Origin of the sequence: Actinomadura sp. SCN-SB, from assembly GCF_043906805.1 — a bacterium.
Lineage (GTDB): Bacteria > Actinomycetota > Actinomycetes > Streptosporangiales > Streptosporangiaceae > Spirillospora.
In genome coordinates, this window is the sequence record NZ_JBIMPP010000076.1 from 1 (window position 1) to 16567 (window position 16567).

Below are 16567 nucleotides of genomic sequence, written 5' to 3' on the forward strand. Positions count from 1 at the left end.
GGTCCAAAAGCGCGACCGTGACAAGTCCACCATCGTCGGCTACGGCTACCCCGAATACCGCAAGTAACCACAACCCGGGGCAACCGGTAACCACAACCCAACACGATCAACCCACAGGGCGCCCCGCCACCACCACCGGTGGCGGGGCGCCCTCGTCTTATGCGGAGGGTGCCGCGCTGGTCAGGTCTTGGGGACGAGGCACATGGTGTCGAGGCCCAGGACGTGGTTGAGCCGGCCGAAGGCCAGCCAGGAGCCGATGCACATGCTCAGCTCGACGATCTCGAGCTGGCTGTAGTGGGCGGTCATCCGGGCCCAGAACTCGTCGTCCAGGCCGTGGTGGTCGAGGGCGTAGCGTTCGGCGTACTCGGCGGCCAGGCGGGTGCGGTCGTCGAAGGCGTCGGTGGTGCGCCAGTCCGTCACGGCGTCGGCGAAGCCGTCCTCGACTTTCCGGCCGTCGCGTTCGGTACGCCAGTCGAGGCAGAACACGCAGCCGTTGATCTGGGCGATCCGGAGGCGGGCCGCCTCGAACTCGCGGAGGCCGAGGGTGGTGTGGGCGTACACCGCCAGGGAGAAGTTCGCGGCGGCGGGCCCGATGCCGGGCACCATCTCGCCCCACACGTACTCGATCGGGTCCTTGCCCTCGGGGATGTCGATGTTCATGGGCGTTTCCTTCCGAGCCTGCCGGTCGCGGGCCGCAGCGGGACGTCGAGGGCGTCGTAGAGGCCGGGTGGGGCGTCCGCGAGCCAGTCGATGGCACCGACGAGCCGGCCCACCGCGGTGGCGTTCCCGCCCGCGGCGCGGTTCCCGTCCTCGTCATCGGCCTCGACGGTGACCTCGATGCGCGGGCGGCCCTCGACGATCACGCGGTGGGCGCCGTCGCCGCTGGGCGGCGTGGGCCAGTCGGGCGCGCAGGACGGGTGGATGCGGGTGACATGCTCGATCACGATGCGGGGTTCGCCCTCGACGACGCCCTGCACCTCGAACCGCACCGCGCCCTGGGTGCCGGCCTCGAACTCGCCCATGGACCGGGTGGTCACCGTGGCGTCCAGCGGACGGCGGTCGAGGGTTTCGCGGATCTCGTCCAGTTCGACGCCGAGGGCGCGGGCCATGAGACGGACCTGGCCTCCCCACACCATGGTGGGGACGGACGGGGCGAGCATCGGCGGCTCGTAGTCCATGGGCTGGCCCATGCCGACCAGGTACCGGACGGAGTCGGGCTGGTCGTAGGCGGAGTAGTCGAAGATCTCCTGGCAGCGGATCGCGTCCACGTCGGTGCCCAGGCCGCTGATCAGCAGCGGCAGCACGTCGTTGCCCCAGCCCGGGTCGACGCCCGAGACGAACAGCGAGCCGCCGCCCTCCTTGATCGCGGAGAGCACCGGTGCGCGGACCTCGGCGGGGGCGCCGACCGGGTCGTAGAGCGCGTAGAGGGCGGGGGTGACCACGATCGCCCCCGCGCGCACGGCCTTGAGGACGTCCGCGAGGGCCTCGTCGGGACGGATGTCGCCGGACGCGGCGTACACCACGGCGCGGGGCCCGGCGGCCAGGGCCGCGTCCACGTCGGTGGTCGCGGCGACGCCCAGCACGCGGCCGAGCCCGCCGAGGTCGCCGGCGTCCCGGCCGGCCTTGGCCGGATCGTGGACGAGTACGCCGGTCAGGTCCAGCCCCGGGTGGGACTCGACGGCGCGGATGGCGAGCCGGCCGATGTTGCCGGTGCCCCAGACGATCGTGGGGATCATGCGCTGGAGGCTAACAACCGCCGGGGGCGCTGCCTAGAGCTTTCCCTAGCAAGCATTTGGTCGCTTTCGGTGCCCGTTCCGTGACCTGCGGTTTCACCGAATCATTACTGGCCGGTAGGTAGTGACGCAGTTCACATTGCTGTGTAGAACTCGTTCTAGTTGCATCCCGAGCCGAGGAGGCTGGCATGGCCGATCCGACCCGAAGAGGTAAGAGTTCTGACGGTATCTCGCGTCGTGGATTCATTGCTAGAACCGGTTCTATCCTGGGGTTGGGCCTGGCGGTCCAGGCCGGGTACGGCACCCCCGCCGCCGCGTCCTCGGCGCCCGCTCCCGCCCCCATCGCCGACGGCGCCCAGATCCCCGTTCTGGTCATCGGCACCGGCTACGGCGGCTCGGTCACCACCCTGCGCCTGGCCCAGGCGGGCGTGGACGTCCACATGGTGGAGATGGGCATGGCCTGGGACACCCCCGGATCGGACGGGAAGATCTTCGCCAACACCCGGACGCCGGACGTCCGCTCCTACTGGCTCCGGACCAGGACCAAGCAGCCGCTCAGCAACTTCCTCGGCTTCCCCCTCGACAAGGACGTCCCCCTGTACACCGGGATCCTGGACGCCGAGGAGTTCGGCGGGATCACCGTCTACCAGGGCCGGGGCGTCGGCGGCGGCTCACTCGTCAACGGAGGCATGGCGGTCACCCCGCAGCGGCAGAGGTTCAGCGGCATCCTGCCGTCGGTGGACGTGAACGAGATGTACGACGTCTACTACCCGCGGGCCAACGCGGGCCTCGGCGTCAACCACATCGACCCGGCCTGGTTCGATACCGCCGAGTGCTACCAGTACGCCCGGGTCGGCCGTAAGCACGCGCAGCGCTCCGGCTTCCCCTTCGTCTTCGTCCCCAACGTGTACGACTTCGAGTACATGAAGCAGGAGGCCACTGGAGCGGTCCCGAAGTCGGCGCTGAACGCCGAGGTCCTGTACGGCAACAACCACGGCAAGAAGTCGCTGCAGAAGACCTACCTGGCACAGGCCAAGGCCACCGGGCGCGTCGCCATCTCACCGCTGCACAAGGTCACGTCCGTCGCGCCCGCGTCCGGCGGCCGTTACCTGGTCACGATCGAGCAACTGAACACCACGGGCGGCGTCATCGCCACCAAGGAGGTCACCGCGGACCGGGTCTTCTTCGCGGCGGGCAGTGTCGGCACGTCGAAACTGCTGGTGAAGCTCAAGGAGACCGGCGTGCTGCCCAACCTGAACGACGAGATCGGCAAGGGCTGGGGCGAGAACGGCAACGTCATGTGCGGCCGCGCCAACCACCTGTGGGACCCGACCGGGCGGCTTCAGTCGTCCATGCCGACCGGAGGCATCGACAACTGGGACGCGGGCGGCGCGTTCGCCGAGGTGGCCCCGCTCCCCACCGGCATCGAGACCTTCGCCTCGTTCTACCTGTCGATCACGAGGAACCCCAACCGCGCCCGGTTCACCTGGAACGCGGCGGCCGGACGGGTCGAGCTGAACTGGCAGACCGCCTGGAAGCAGCCCTCGATCGACGCCGCGAAGACCATCTTCGACAAGATCAACGCCAAGGAGGGCACGATCTACCGGACCGACCTGTTCGGCGTCTACAAGATCTGGGGCGACCATCTCACCTATCACCCGCTCGGCGGCGCGGTGCTGAACAGGGCCACCGACAACTACGGGCGGCTGCACGGCTACCAGGGCCTGTACGTCGTCGACGGCGCGCTCATCCCGGGCAACGTCACGGTCAACCCGTTCGTCACCATCACGGCCCTCGCCGAGCGCAACATCGAGAACATCATCGCCGCCGACCTGTAGCCGGACCGGCGTCTTCGCGGGGCACGGCCGCGGTCAGGCCGTGGCCTTGCGGGTGACGACCACGACGTAACGGCAGGTGCCGGTGGTGTCGTTGACGAACTCGCGCGCCTGGGGCCTTCCGAGCTCGACGGTGTCCCCTGCGGTGAGGCGGTGCGCGGTCGCTCCCTCCAGGAGGGTCAGCTCGCCGTCCAGGACCCAGATGAGCTGGGCGATGAACGCGAACGACGCCGCCGGCATCGGCACGCGGGCGCCCGCGGGCAGCAGGATCTCGGTGACATCGGCGGGGAACTTCGGCGTCGATATCTGGCGGCGCAGGTAGCCGGTGCCGGGGTCCGTCCAGGAGGGGGTGTCGGCGGCCCGCCGTACCCGGTCGGGAGCGGCGCCGTCCGCCGGTGACAGCAGCTCGGTCATGCTCAGCTCCAGCGCCGCGGAGAGCCTGCCGAGGATGACGGCGGTGGGGCTGCTCTCACCACGCTCGATCTTGCTGATCATCGCCCGGGACACGCCGGAGACCTCGGCGAGCCGGGCCAGTGACCATCCGCGCCGGCCACGCTCCTCCCGTACCCGCCGTCCGAGGTCGTTCGCGCCGTCCATCAAGGTGGGCATGCCTCCACCCTAGGAGCGTCCTCGCCGTCGAGGCGCAGCTCCATGTAGACGCTGTTGGGATCGTCGACGTAATCCGCGAACGGCTTGCAGAAGGCGAAACCGTGCCGGGCGTAGAGCCGCCGGGCCGGGGCGAAGAACTCCTGGCTTCCCGTCTCCAGCAGCACCCGGCGATGCCCGCGCTCGGCGGCGGCCCGCAGCAGGTGCCGGAGCATGGCGGCCCCGACGCCCCGGCCTCGCGCGTCCCGCGCGGTGCGCATCGACTTCAGCTCGACATCGCCGCCGCCGAGATCCTTGAGCGCGCCGCAGCCGCGGAGCTCCCCGCCCTCCCATACGGACCAGAACGAGACCGCCGGGTGCCGCAGCTCCTCCAGATCCAGCGCGTGCACCGACTCCGGCGGCGAGGTGGCGCGCATGTCGGCCAGGTGCTCCTCCAGCAGCCGGCGGATCTCGGGCCGGGCCAGGCCACCGAGCTCGAAGCGCAACATCATCCGGCTCCCGCGTCACCGCTCCCGTACACGCCATACGGCCGATGGCCGCTTATCCATGATAGTGGACATGTATCCACTATCTGACCGGAGCGCTCGGCCCTGCCGGCCCGTCGGCGGGGCCGGCGGGGTCGGCGGGGCCGACGTCTCAGGCCATGCCGCCGTTGGAGAAGATGACCTGGCCGTTGACCCAGCGGGCCGGGCCGGCGAGGAAGGCCACGGTCTCGGCGGCGTCCTCGGGCTCGCCCAGGCGGCCCATCGGGTTGGCCTGGGCGAGGTTGGCGATCAACTCGTCGCTCTTGCCGTCCAGGAAGAGCGGTGTCGCGGTCGGGCCGGGGGCGACGACGTTGACGGTGATGTCCCTGCCACGGAGCTCGCGCGCGAGGATCAGGGTCATGCCCTCCACGGCGGCCTTGCCGGCGACGTAGGCGCCGTACGCGGGGAGCTGGGTGCGGGTGACGCTGGTCGAGAAGTTGATCAGCGCGCCGCCCGCCCGCAGCCGGTTGGCCGCGAGCTTCGAGACGACGAACGTGCCCCGGACGTTGGTCCGGTGCATGCGGTCGAGGTCCGCCAGGTCGAGCGTGGCGATCGGGCTCAGCAGCATGATGCCCGCCGTGTTCACCACGACGTCGACACCGCCGAACGCGGCCTCCGTCGCGTCGAACGCGGCGGTCATCGCGGCCTCGTCGGCGACGTCCCCGCTCACGGCGATCGCCTGTCCACCGGCCTGCTCGACCTCGGCGACGAGCGCCTTGGCGGCGGCCTCGTTCCCGGCGTAGTGCACCGCGACGGCGAAGCCGTCGGCGGCGAGCCGCCGGACGACGGCTCGGCCGATGCCGCCCGAACCACCGGTGACGAGAGCGACCCGGCGCGTGGTGTCGTTGTTCGTGCTCATGGGTTCTCCTTCAGTGGGATGGGTTCGTCTGGGGCCGGGGCTCGTTCACCTCGACCCGGAGGATCCGGTCGTCTCCGGGACGCGGGTCGGTTCCGCCCCAGGTGGCGCGGTCGGTGTTGGAGGTGACGAGCCACAGGGCGCCGTCCGGGGCGACCTCGACGGTGCGGATCCGGCCGTGGTCGCCGGTGAAGTGGGCGATGGGGCCGCCGGTGGCGGCGCGGCCCCGGACGGGAAGCTGCCAGAGCCGCCGCCCGCCCAGAGCCCCGATCCACAGCGATCCCTTGGCGTAGGCGACGCCGGACGGGCTCGCCTCGTCGGGGTGGATCGTGGCGATCGGCGCCACGCCCGTGGACCCGGCCGTCCCCTCGGTCTCCGGCCACCCGTAGTCGGCGCCCGCGCGGAGGACGTTGACCTCGTCCCAGGTGCGGTGCCCGAGTTCGGAGGCGTAGGCGGTGCCATCGGGCCCGAACGCGATGCCCTGCACGTTCCGGTGGCCCTTGGAGTAGATCGGGGACGAGCCCGGGTTGCCGCCGGGGACGGAGCCGTCGACCGCGATCCGCAGGATCTTGCCGTTGAGGGAGTCGTCGTCGGCCGCGTTCGCGGGATCGAAGGCGTCGCCCGTGCCGATCCACAGGTGCCCGTCCGGCCCGATGGCGATGCGCCCGCCGTGGTGCCGGTCGGCGGTCCGGATGCCGTCGAGCAGGACCCGGCCGACGGTGAGGGAACGGTGGTCGCGGGCGATGGTGAGCGCGACGACGCGGTTCTCGTCCCGCCCGGAGACGACGGCGTAGACGGTGCGGTCGGTCGCGAACCTGGGGGAGGCGGCGATGCCGAGCAGCCCGCCTTCCGAGCTGACGTGCACGCCGGGGACGACGCCGACCCGCTGTGGCGTGCCGCCGTTCGCGGGGACGCGCAGGATCTCACCGGAGATCCGTTCGGAGACGAGCGCCGACCGGTCGGGCAGGAAGGTCAGCCCCCAGGGCGCCTCCAGGCCGGTCGTCAGCTCGACCGGCCTGCCCAGGGACGCGACCGGGCCGGACTGCGTGCCGCCGGAACTCGCGGTCCGGGAGGCGGCGGCGGGGGTGGCCTCGCCGCCCTGGCCCGCGCATCCGGTCAGCGCCATCGCGATGACCGCGATGACGATCGCGGCGCGCGACCGGCGCAGGCGGGCCGTCGCCGCGTCAGCGCGCTGGGGGTTTGGACCGATACCCGCTGGTGAGGCCACATGCTTGAGCTCCATGGCCGTGGCTCCCTAGGATATGGACGATCTGTTCATATACGACCATAGCTCGGAAATGAACGAGCTGTCCATAAAAATGAGGTGACGATGGTGGAGAACGTTCCGGGCGAGCAGGTCGCGGCCCGCCGGCCCGGCCGGGGCCGGCGACCGGCCGCACAGGTGCGCGCCGCCGTGCTCGCCGCCGCGGGGCGCATCCTGCTGCGCGACGGCCTGCCGGCGGTCACCTTCGACCGGGTGGCGGCCGAAGCGGGGGCGAGCAAGACGACCCTCTACAAGTGGTGGCCGTCGCCCGGCGCGCTCGCGGCCGAGGCGTACTTCGCCCAGAGCCGGCGGACACTGGAGTTCCCCGACACCGGCGACGTGCGCGCCGACCTGATCAGCCAGCTCGGCGCGTTCGTCCGCTGGCTGAAGGAGGAGGGCGCGGAGAAGCCCGTGTCCGAGCTGGTCGGCGCGGCGCAGCTCGATCCCGATCTGGAACGGGCCTGGTCGGAGAGCTACGCGCAGCCCCGTCGTGAGCTCGCGCGCGAACGCCTCCGCATCGCCCAGCGGCAGGGCCAGGTGCGCGAGGACGCCGACCTCGACGTCATCGTGGACCAGCTCTGGGGCGCCTGCTACCACCGGTTGCTCGTCCTCAAGGTGCCCTTCGACGAGTCGATCGTCGAAAGCCTGGTCGACCACGCGCTCTACGGATCGGCTCCGCGCGACGCCGCGCGATGAGTTCCGGCGTCACCCCTGGTCCTCACTCCGGGCGGCCCCACGACGGAAAGGAGTGTCATGGGCAGGATCATCTACTGGATGAACACCTCGATCGACGGCTACATCGAGGACCGCCACGGTGGCCCGGGCTTCGGCGAACCGGCCGAGGACTTCCAGGAGGCCGCGAACGACCACGTGCGCCGGTTCGCGGCGTTCCTGTTCGGGCGGCGGCTGTACGAGACGATGGAAAAGCCCTGGACACAGGACCTCGGCAAGGAGGGCGCCCCGCCCCTTGAGCGCGAGTTCGCCCGCCTGTACAGGGAGACGCCGCGCTACGTCTTCTCCGACACCCTCCAGACCGTCCCCGACGGGGTCACGCTCGTCCGCCGCGAGGACGCCCGGTCCACGGTCACGCGCCTCAAGCGGGAGACCGACGGCACCCTCCAGCTCGGCGGCCCCGAGCTGGCCGTCTCCCTGCTGGACCTCATCGACGAGTTCTGGGTGTACGCCTTCCCCGTGATCGTCGGGGGCGGCAAGCCGTACCTCCCCGTGACGACGGAGCTGCGGCTGCGCCCGGTCGAGCACCGCCTCCTCGCCTCGGGGATCACGTTCCGGCGTTACGTACGGCCCTGACCCGAGGACCCGGCCGTGACCCGGATCATCCGCTCGACCCCGCCTTCTGCGAGGCCGTCAGGACGCGGACGGCGGCGAGGGCGAGCGGATGCAGGTCGTCGGCGTGGTCGGCGGCACGGGCGATGAGGTCCGCCCGCATGCCCGGCTCCCAGAACATGCGGATGTGCTCGGCGATGGCGGCGGCCGCCTCGTCGGGCGGCCGCCGCTCGAACTGGACGGCGATGTCGTTGGCGAGTCGGATCTGAGAAGGCAGCACGTCGTTCATCGTACGGACGGGCGGTTCCTGCGCGGCGCCGGTGCTCACCGGTCGGACACCGTGGTCGGCACGGCCCGCTCCTCCGGTTCGGCCGTCGGATCCGCGGGGCTGCGGAGCTCGACCTGGACGGCCGTGACCTTGTACTCCGGGCAGTTGGTCGCCCAGTCGGAGTTCTCCGTCGTGACGACGTTGGCGCCGGTGACCGGATGGTGGAAGGTGGTGTACACGACGCCGACGGGCATCCGGTCGGTGATCATCGCCTTGAGCGTGGTCCGGCCGACCCGGCTGGACAGCGACACCTCGTCCCCGTCGCCGATGCCGCGGACCTCCGCGTCGTGCGGGTGGATCTCCAGGACGTCCTCCGGATGCCAGGCCACGTTGGCGGTGCGGCGGGTCTGGGCGCCCACGTTGTACTGGGTGAGGATCCGGCCGGTGGTCAGGATCAGCGGGTACTTGCGGGTACTGCGTTCGCTGGTGGGGACGAAGGCGGTCTCGACGAAGCGCCCCTTGCCGCGCACGAACCCGTCGACGTGCATGATCGGGGTGCCTTCGGGGGCCGCGTCGTTGCAGGGCCACTGGACGCTGCCGAGCCTGTCGAGCTTGGCGAACGAGACCCCGGCGAAGGTGGGCGTGGTCGCGGCGATCTCGTCCATGATCTGAGCGGGGTGGTCGTAGTGCATGGGGTAGCCCATGGCGGTGGCCAGCTCGCACGCGACCTGCCATTCGTGCTTGCCGCACTGGGGCGGCATGACGGGACGCACGCGGTTGATGCGGCGTTCGGCGTTGGTGAACGTCCCGTCCTTCTCCAGGAACGAGGTGCCGGGCAGGAACACGTGGGCGTACTTGGCGGTCTCGTTCAGGAACAGGTCCTGGACGACGACCAGGTCCATCGCGGTCAGCGCCGCGACCACGTGCTGGGTGTTCGGGTCGGACTGCGCGAGGTCCTCCCCCTGGATGAACAGGGCGCGGAAGGAGCCGTCGATGGCGGCGTTGAACATGTTGGGGATGCGCAGGCCCGGTTCGGGCTGGATGGCGCGTCCCCACAGGTTCTCGAAGACGGAGCGGACGGCGTCGTCGGAGACGTGCCGGTAGCCGGCCAGCTCGTGCGGGAACGACCCCATGTCGCAGGAGCCCTGCACGTTGTTCTGGCCGCGCAGCGGATTCACGCCCACGCCGTCGCGGCCGATGTTGCCGGTGGCCATGGCCAGGTTCGCCATGCCCATCACCATCGTGGAGCCCTGGCTGTGCTCGGTGACGCCCAGGCCGTAGTAGATCGCCGCGTTGCGCGCGGTCGCGTAGAGCCGGGCCGCGGCCCGCAGCTCGGCGGCCGGCACCCTGGTGACCTGCTCGACGGCCTCGGGGCTGTTCTCCTCGCGGGCGATGAACTCGGCCCACTCGGTGTAGCCCTCGCAGCGTTCCTCGATGAAGGACCGGTCGACCAGGCCCTCGGTGACGGCGACATGGGCCATGGCGTTGATCACGGCCACGTTCGTGCCGGGGGCGAGCTGCAGATGGTGCTCGGCCCGGATGTGCGGGGAACGGACCAGGTCGATGCGCCGGGGATCGACGACGATCAGCTTGGCGCCCTCGCGCAGCCTGCGCTTCATCCGCGACGCGAAGACCGGGTGCCCGTCGGTGGGGTTGGCGCCGATGACCATGATCACGTCGGCCTGCGCGACGGACCTGAAGTCCTGGGTGCCGGCGGACGTCCCGAACGTCTGCTTGAGTCCGTAGCCGGTGGGGGAGTGGCAGACCCGGGCGCAGGTGTCCACGTTGTTGTTCCCGAACGCGGCGCGGACCATCTTCTGCACCGCGTAGACCTCTTCGTTGGTGGTGCGGGAGGAGGTGATCCCGCCGATCGCGCCGACCCCGTGGGCCCGCTGCACCTCGCGGAGCTTCGTGGCGGTGTAGGAGATCGCGGTGTCCCAGTCGACCTCGCGCCACTCGTCGCTGATCGACTCACGGATCATCGGGGACAGCTTGCGGTCGGGATGGGTGGCGTACCCGAACGCGAAGCGGCCCTTCACGCAGGAGTGGCCCTCGTTGGCGCCGCCGTCCTTGTACGGCACCATCCGCACGAGCTGGTCGCCACGCAGCTCGGCCTTGAACGAGCAGCCGACCCCGCAGTAGGCGCAGGTCGTGATCACGCTGCGGGTCGGCATGCCCAGGTCGACGACGGTCTTCTCCTGGAGGGTCGCGGTCGGGCACGCCTGCACGCACGCACCGCACGACACGCACTCCGAGTCCATGAAGGACGTGCCTCCGGGGGAGACCTTGGAGTCGAACCCGCGTCCCTCGATGGTCAGCGCGAACGTGCCCTGGATCTCGTCGCACGCCCGCACGCAACGCGAGCAGACGATGCACTTGGACTCGTCGAAGTCGAAGTAGGGATTGCTGTGGTCGGTCGGCGCGTCGAGGTGGTTCGCCCCTTCGTAGCCGTAGCGGACCTGCCGCAGGCCGACCACGCCGGACATGTCCTGGAGCTCGCAGTCGCCGTTGGCAGAGCAGGTCAGGCAGTCCAGGGGGTGGTCGGAGATATAGAGCTCCATGATCCCCTGGCGCAGCTTCTCCAGCCGGGGCGTCTGGGTGCGCACCGACATCCCGTCGGCCACCGGCGTGGTGCACGAGGCGGGCGTGCCGGGCTTACCGTCGATCTCCACCAGGCACAGCCGGCAGGAGCCGAACGCCTCCAGGCTGTCGGTCGCGCACAGCTTGGGGATGTCGATGCCGGTCAGCGCCGCCGCCCGCATGATCGACGTGCCGGCCGGGACGGTCACGGGGTGCCCGTCCACCTCGACGGCGACGGTGGCCTCTCCGGGCCTGGCGGGCGTGCCGAGGTCGGGTTCCTTGAACAGCGTCACGGTGTCGTTCCTTCCTCGTGGAGCGAGGTGAACCGGCGTGGGGTGAAGTCGTCGGGGAAATGGCGGAGGGCGCTGAGCACGGGGTTGGGCGTCAGCCCGCCCATCGCGCACAGCGACCCGTCGGTCATCAGCTCGCACAGGTCGCTCAGCAGCGCCAGGTTCGCGTCCGGGTCCCGGCCTTCGACGACCTTGTCGATGGTCTCCACGCCGCGCACCGACCCGACCCGGCAGGGCGTGCACTTGCCGCAGGACTCCTCGGCGCAGAACTCCAGGGCGAACCGGGCCATCCGCGCCATGTCGACCGTGTCGTCGAAGACCACGATGCCGCCGTGCCCCAGCATGGCCTTGGCGGCGGTGAACGACTCGTAGTCCAGCGGGATGTCGAGCCCGTCGGCGGGAAGGTAGGCGCCGAGCGGCCCGCCGACCTGCACCGCCCGTACCGGACGGCCGGAACGGGTGCCGCCGCCGAACTCGTGGATCAGCTCGTGGAGCGTCATGCCGAACGCGGTCTCGAACACCCCGCCCCGGGCGATGTTGCCGGCGAGCTGGAAGACCTGGGTGCCCCGGGAATCCTTCGAGCCGAGCGCCTGGTAGGCGGCGGCACCGCCGTCCAGGATCGCGGGGACGGAGGCCAGGGTGAGCACGTTGTGCACCAGCGTCGGCTTGCCGAACAGCCCGCTGATCGCCGGGATCGGCGGCTTGGCCCGCACCATCCCGCGCTTGCCCTCCAGGCTGTCCAGCATGGAGGTCTCCTCACCGCAGATGTAGGCACCGGCCCCCACCCGGACGAACAGGTCGAACGACAGGCCGGAGCCGAGCACGTCCTCGCCGAGCCAGCCGCGGGCGTAGGCGACCTCGATCGCCTGCCGCAGCGTGCGGACCGCGTCCGGGTACTCCGAGCGCACGTACACGTAGCCCTCGGTGGCGCCGGTCGCGTGCGCGGCGATCGTCATGCCCTCGATCAGGCAGAACGGGTCGCCCTCCATCAGCATCCGGTCGGCGAACGTCCCGCTGTCGCCCTCGTCGGCGTTGCAGCACACGAACTTCACGTCCGCCCGCGTGTCCAGGACGGTCTTCCACTTGATCCCGGCCGGGAACCCCGCACCGCCCCGTCCGCGCAGTCCCGACCCGGTGACCTCGTCGACGACGGCGGCCGGGGACATCTCCAGCGCCCGCCGCAGCCCCTCCAGCCCGCCGTGGGCCAGGTAGTCATCGGCGGACAGCGGGTCGGTGACGCCGACGCGCCGCATGCACAACCGCTGCTGCGCCGCCATCCACGGCAGTTCCTCCACCAGACCCAGATGGCGCTCATGGTCGCCCAGGGAACGGCCGTCACCGAGGCAGGCGAGCAGTTCCGGCACCTCGGCCGGGCTCATCGGGCCGAAACCGACACGTCCCTCCGGCGTCTCGACCTCGACCAGCGGCTCCAGCCACAGCATCCCGCGGGAGCCGGTGCGCACCAGCCGGACGTCCCGGCCCGCCGCCTCGCGGACGATCGCGGCGGCCACCTCGTCGGCCCCGACCGAACGGGCCGCCGAATCACACGGCACAAAGATCGTGGTCGTCACCGGTCGCCCGCCTCCGCTTCCATCACGAGCGTGTCCAGCCGGTTCTCGTCGAGCCTGCCGTGCAGCCGCCCATTGATCTGCGCCGCGGGACCGAGCGCGCAGTTGCCCAGGCAGAACACCTGCTCCAGGGTCACCGTGCCGTCCCGCGTCGTCTCTCCGAGCTCGACCCCGTACACCTGCCGCGCGTGCGCGACCAGCCGCTCGGCGCCCACCGACTGGCACGCCTCGGCCCGGCACAGGCGCACCACCGTCCGGCCCGCGGGCTTGTCACGGAAGTCCGCGTAGAAGCTGATCACCCCGTGCACCTCGGCCTTGGACAGGTTCAGCTCCTCGGCGATCACCGGCACCATCTCCGGGCCGATATAGCCGAACTCCGCCTGCAGCCCGTGCAGGATCGGCAGCAACGCCCCGCGATCGCCGCGATGCACGTCCACGACCGCGCGCACCCGCTCCGCGGACGATCCCTCACCCGGCACCACCGTCATCACCTGCCTCTCAACCCTTGACGCGGTGGGCGCCGGTGTAGACGTTCATATCCGGCCCGCGTAGAAATCCGATCAATGTCATGCCTTGTTCCTCGGCCAGCTCCACCGCCAGCGACGACGGCGCGGACACCGCGGCCAGCGCCGGCACCCCCGCCATCACCGCTTTCTGCACCAGCTCGAACGACGCCCGTCCCGAGACCATCAGCACCGTGCCCGCCGCGGGCACGCGGCCCTTCATCAGGAGCTCGCCCAGAGCCTTGTCGACCGCGTTGTGGCGGCCCACGTCCTCCCGGACCACCAGCAGGTCCCCGTCCGCGGTGAACACGCCCGCCGCGTGCAGCCCTCCGGTGGAGGCGAAGACCTTCTGCCGCTCCCGCAGCCGGTCGGGAAGCGACAGCAGCGTCTCCACCGCGAACCGGGACGGGTCCTCGGACGGGGAGAACCGCGTCCGCAACCGGACCGCGTCCAAGGCCGCCTTACCGCACACTCCGCACGATGAGGTGGTGTAGAAATTCCGCTCCACCCCCACATCCGGGGGCGGCACGCCGGCGCTCAGCGTCACATCCAGCACGTTGTAGGTATTGCGGCCGTCGGCGTCCACGCTGTCGCAGTAGCGCGCGGACGACACGTCTTCACGACCGCCGATCACGCCTTCGGTGAGCAGGAACCCATGCGCCAATTCCACATCATGGCCGGGCGTGCGCATCGTCACGGCCAGGGCCCGCCCGCCGACCCGGATCTCCAGCGGCTCCTCACCGGCCACGGCGTCGACCCGCCGCCGCTCACCGGAGGCGGAAACCCGCAGGATCGGCCGCCGAACCGTCACCCTCGCCACCCGCATCAGCTTAGTGCAGCGCGAAATTATCGCCAGTGGGGTTTCCATCTCCCGAAAACTCCGCCGCGACCGATGCGCTCCCGCCAAGCAACGCTTATGACGCAATAGAAGAATCTTGTTGAGAACGGCACGCCGACGAAGTCCCAATAGCCGCCGAGCCCCGGTCCTCAGCGCGGTTCATGCGCTCCACGCTCCCTTGTCCCACCACCGCAAAAGGGCACGGAGTGACCGGGTGGGGGCCCGCGGAGCGCGTCGGCCTCGGTGTCGGAGGGGGCGACGACCACCAGGGGGCCGAAGATCTCCTCGCACCAGTGCGGGGCGCCCTGCGGCATGTCCGTGATCACCGTGGGGCGGACGACCCACCCGTCGCCGAACCCGCCGGTGAGGATCCGGCCGCCCTGCGTCTCGACGGTGTCCAGGTACCGGCTGTCGGCGAGCGGTATCCGTGGCAGCTCTCGGGCGGCATGCAGCAGCGCGTGGCGATCGCCCGCGCGCTGGCGTACGAGCCCCGGATCCTGCTCATGGACGAGCCGTTCGCCGCCCTCGACGCGCAGAACCGCGCCGACCTGGAGGACCTGACCCTCGAAACCCGCCCGGCTCGGCCGGTGTCCAGGCCCCCGGCAGCCCTGGCCATCTCGATGGCCAGGGCTGCACTTGTCATCTGACCTGGGCATACTTGGGCTTCCGGCCCCTCGCGCCGACCGGGCCGCATCGTCCACCAGGCGCGCTCCCGCCCGTGGGGGTGTCGTGGGGGCGACTATCCGAACCACCCAAACACCCGCACCGAAAGCTGGCAGTCCGCACAAAGCGGATGCGCTGATCCGCGCGGCAGAATTAACTTGATATCGAGAACCTTGATACCGAGATATTGATCAGCGCCGGATGTGAGGTGGCAATCGTGATCATCGGGGTGGTCAAGGAGGACGCGCCCGGGGAACGGCGGGTGGCGGCGACGCCGGACACGGTCACTCAACTGCAGAAGCTCGGGTACGAGGTGGTCGTCGCGCCCGGAGCCGGGGCCGCGTCGGGGTTCCCCGACGAGCGGTACGAGGACGCGGGCGCGTCCATCGGCGACGCGAACGCGGCGGACGTGGTGTTCGGCATCAACCCGCCCACGCCCGAACGGCTCGACGCGCTGCGTCCGGGCGCCACGCTCATCGGCATGCTGAACCCGCGGCTCCGGCAGGACCTGGTGGACGACCTCGCCGGGCGCCCGATCACGGCGCTGTCGCTGGACGCGGTGCCGCGCGTCTCCCGGGCGCAGTCGTTCGACGTGCTGTCCTCGATGGCCAACATCGCCGGGTACCGCGCGGTGATCGAGGCGGCGCACGAGTTCGGCCGGTTCTTCACCGGCCAGGTCACCGCGGCCGGCACGGTCCCGCCGGCGAAGGTGCTGGTCGCGGGCGTCGGCGTGGCCGGGCTCGCGGCGATCGGCGCGGCGGGCAGCCTGGGCGCGGTGGTACGCGCCACCGACCCGCGGCCCGAGGTCGCCGACCAGGTGCGCTCGCTCGGCGGCGAGTACCTGGCCGTCGCCGAGCCCGAGGCGGACGCCTCACCGGGCACCGGCTACGCCAAGGAGATGTCGGACGACTACAACGCCCGCGCCGCCGCCCTCTACGCCGCCCAGTGCCGCGAGGTCGACATCATCCTCACGACCGCGCTCATCCCCGGCAAGCCCGCGCCCAGGCTGATCACCGCCGAGATGGTGGCCAGCATGCGGCCGGGCTCGGTGATCGTCGACATGGCGGCGGGCAACGGCGGCAACGTCGAGGGGTCGGTGCCCGGCGAACGGGTCGTCACCGACAACGGCGTCATCATCCTCGGCTACACCGACCTCGCCGGACGGCTCCCCGCCCAGGCGTCCCAGTTGTACGGGACCAACCTGGTCAACCTGATGAAGCTGCTGACGCCGAAGCGGGACGGAACGCTCGTCCTGGACTTCGACGACGTGGTGCAACGTTCCATGACCGTCGTCCGCGACGGCGAGCTGACCTGGCCGCCGCCCCCGGTGGCCGTGTCGGCGGCACCCGCCGCGCCGCCCGAGCGGGAGCCCGTCCGGGAACGGGAGCCGGAGAGGAAGGCGAGCCCGCTGCCGCGCCGGCTCGGCGTCGCCGCTGCCGCCGCCGCGACGTTCGGCCTGATCGCCGCCTCGCCCGCCGCGCTACAGGTGCACCTGACCGTGTTCGCGCTGGCCATCGTGATCGGCTACTACGTCATCGGGAACGTGCACCACGCGCTGCACACCCCGCTGATGTCGGTCACCAACGCGATCTCCGGGATCATCGTGGTCGGCGCGCTGCTGCAGATCGGCGCGGGCAACGCGGCGATCACCGTGCTGTCGCTCGTGGCCATCCTGCTCGCGAGCATCAACGTCTTCGGCGGGTTCGCGGTCACCCGCCGCATGCTCGCCATGTTCATCAGAAGCTAGGCACCGGA

At 70.9% G+C, this 16567-nt stretch carries 16 protein-coding genes and 1 pseudogene; 5 read left to right on the forward strand and 12 right to left on the reverse strand.

Annotation, left to right across the window (positions count from 1 at the left end):
• Positions 1 to 180 precede the first annotated feature (180 nt).
• Complete coding sequence (locus tag ACGWYJ_RS33140; RefSeq protein WP_395110424.1) at positions 181 to 660, reverse strand: carboxymuconolactone decarboxylase family protein; 480 nt, start codon at positions 658 to 660, stop codon at positions 181 to 183.
• Positions 657 to 1736, reverse strand: coding sequence for a dihydrodipicolinate reductase (locus ACGWYJ_RS33145; protein ID WP_395110426.1), 1080 nt, complete (start codon positions 1734 to 1736; stop codon positions 657 to 659). Before ACGWYJ_RS33145 ends, ACGWYJ_RS33140 begins: the two co-directional genes overlap by 4 nt.
• Positions 1737 to 2005: 269 nt before the next feature.
• Between ACGWYJ_RS33145 and ACGWYJ_RS33150 the strand changes: the two genes are divergently transcribed.
• On the forward strand, positions 2006 to 3571 hold the full coding sequence (locus ACGWYJ_RS33150) for a GMC oxidoreductase (RefSeq protein ID WP_395110428.1): 1566 nt from the start codon (positions 2006 to 2008) through the stop codon (positions 3569 to 3571).
• Positions 3572 to 3604: 33 nt separating this feature from the next.
• Here ACGWYJ_RS33150 and ACGWYJ_RS33155 read toward each other — a convergent pair whose 3' ends face one another.
• The 4 genes from ACGWYJ_RS33155 to ACGWYJ_RS33170 all read right to left on the reverse strand — a co-directional run bounded on the left by ACGWYJ_RS33155 (position 3605) and on the right by ACGWYJ_RS33170 (position 6797).
• Entirely contained in the window at positions 3605 to 4177 is a 573-nt protein-coding gene (locus ACGWYJ_RS33155) for a helix-turn-helix domain-containing protein (protein WP_395110430.1), read from the reverse strand.
• Positions 4165 to 4665 (reverse strand): GNAT family N-acetyltransferase, encoded by a 501-nt coding sequence (locus ACGWYJ_RS33160; RefSeq protein ID WP_395110431.1) that lies wholly within the window; start codon positions 4663 to 4665, stop codon positions 4165 to 4167. Before ACGWYJ_RS33160 ends, ACGWYJ_RS33155 begins: the two co-directional genes overlap by 13 nt.
• Positions 4666 to 4810: 145 nt before the next feature.
• Positions 4811 to 5557, reverse strand: a complete 747-nt coding sequence (locus ACGWYJ_RS33165; RefSeq protein ID WP_395110433.1) for an SDR family oxidoreductase — start codon at positions 5555 to 5557, stop codon at positions 4811 to 4813.
• Between the two features lie 10 nt (positions 5558 to 5567).
• Entirely contained in the window at positions 5568 to 6797 is a 1230-nt protein-coding gene (locus tag ACGWYJ_RS33170; protein ID WP_395110435.1) for a PQQ-dependent sugar dehydrogenase, read from the reverse strand.
• Positions 6798 to 6884: 87 nt separating this feature from the next.
• Between ACGWYJ_RS33170 and ACGWYJ_RS33175 the strand changes: the two genes are divergently transcribed.
• Both ACGWYJ_RS33175 and ACGWYJ_RS33180 read left to right on the forward strand, forming a co-directional pair.
• Positions 6885 to 7514 carry a TetR/AcrR family transcriptional regulator C-terminal ligand-binding domain-containing protein gene (locus ACGWYJ_RS33175; protein ID WP_395110437.1) on the forward strand — a complete coding sequence of 210 codons (630 nt, stop codon included), beginning with the start codon at positions 6885 to 6887 and terminating at the stop codon, positions 7512 to 7514.
• A 57-nt stretch (positions 7515 to 7571) separates the two neighbouring features.
• A complete protein-coding gene (locus tag ACGWYJ_RS33180; RefSeq protein WP_395110439.1) occupies positions 7572 to 8126 on the forward strand; it encodes a dihydrofolate reductase family protein in 555 nt (184 codons plus the stop codon).
• 25 nt (positions 8127 to 8151) lie between these two features.
• Here the strand turns inward: ACGWYJ_RS33180 and ACGWYJ_RS33185 are convergent, their stop codons facing one another.
• The 6 genes from ACGWYJ_RS33185 to ACGWYJ_RS33210 all read right to left on the reverse strand — a co-directional run bounded on the left by ACGWYJ_RS33185 (position 8152) and on the right by ACGWYJ_RS33210 (position 14604).
• On the reverse strand, positions 8152 to 8430 hold the full coding sequence (locus tag ACGWYJ_RS33185) for a formate dehydrogenase subunit delta (protein WP_395110441.1): 279 nt from the start codon (positions 8428 to 8430) through the stop codon (positions 8152 to 8154).
• Positions 8427 to 11243, reverse strand: a complete 2817-nt coding sequence (gene fdhF, locus ACGWYJ_RS33190) for a formate dehydrogenase subunit alpha (protein WP_395110443.1) — start codon at positions 11241 to 11243, stop codon at positions 8427 to 8429. Before fdhF ends, ACGWYJ_RS33185 begins: the two co-directional genes overlap by 4 nt.
• Positions 11240 to 12793: a formate dehydrogenase beta subunit gene (locus ACGWYJ_RS33195; RefSeq protein WP_395110445.1), complete on the reverse strand. Its 1554-nt coding sequence runs from the start codon at positions 12791 to 12793 to the stop codon at positions 11240 to 11242. The genes fdhF and ACGWYJ_RS33195 overlap by 4 nt, the downstream gene beginning before the upstream one ends.
• Positions 12794 to 12807: 14 nt before the next feature.
• Positions 12808 to 13296 carry a formate dehydrogenase subunit gamma gene (locus ACGWYJ_RS33200; protein WP_395110447.1) on the reverse strand — a complete coding sequence of 163 codons (489 nt, stop codon included), beginning with the start codon at positions 13294 to 13296 and terminating at the stop codon, positions 12808 to 12810.
• A 10-nt stretch (positions 13297 to 13306) separates the two neighbouring features.
• Positions 13307 to 14131: a formate dehydrogenase accessory sulfurtransferase FdhD gene (fdhD, locus tag ACGWYJ_RS33205; protein ID WP_395110449.1), complete on the reverse strand. Its 825-nt coding sequence runs from the start codon at positions 14129 to 14131 to the stop codon at positions 13307 to 13309.
• Between the two features lie 167 nt (positions 14132 to 14298).
• Positions 14299 to 14604: an aldehyde dehydrogenase family protein gene (locus ACGWYJ_RS33210; protein ID WP_395110485.1), complete on the reverse strand. Its 306-nt coding sequence runs from the start codon at positions 14602 to 14604 to the stop codon at positions 14299 to 14301.
• Here ACGWYJ_RS33210 and ACGWYJ_RS33215 point away from each other — a divergent pair.
• Together ACGWYJ_RS33215 and ACGWYJ_RS33220 are read left to right on the forward strand one after the other, a co-directional pair.
• Positions 14569 to 14715 (forward strand): annotated as a pseudogene (locus ACGWYJ_RS33215) (ATP-binding cassette domain-containing protein); the annotation flags it as partial. The gene ACGWYJ_RS33210 and the pseudogene ACGWYJ_RS33215 sit on opposite strands and share 36 nt — an antisense overlap.
• 326 nt (positions 14716 to 15041) lie before the next feature.
• The gene (locus ACGWYJ_RS33220; protein WP_395110486.1) at positions 15042 to 16559 is read left to right on the forward strand and encodes a Re/Si-specific NAD(P)(+) transhydrogenase subunit alpha; all 1518 of its coding nucleotides are present in this window, start codon (positions 15042 to 15044) and stop codon (positions 16557 to 16559) included.
• Positions 16560 to 16567: the final 8 nt, after the last annotated feature.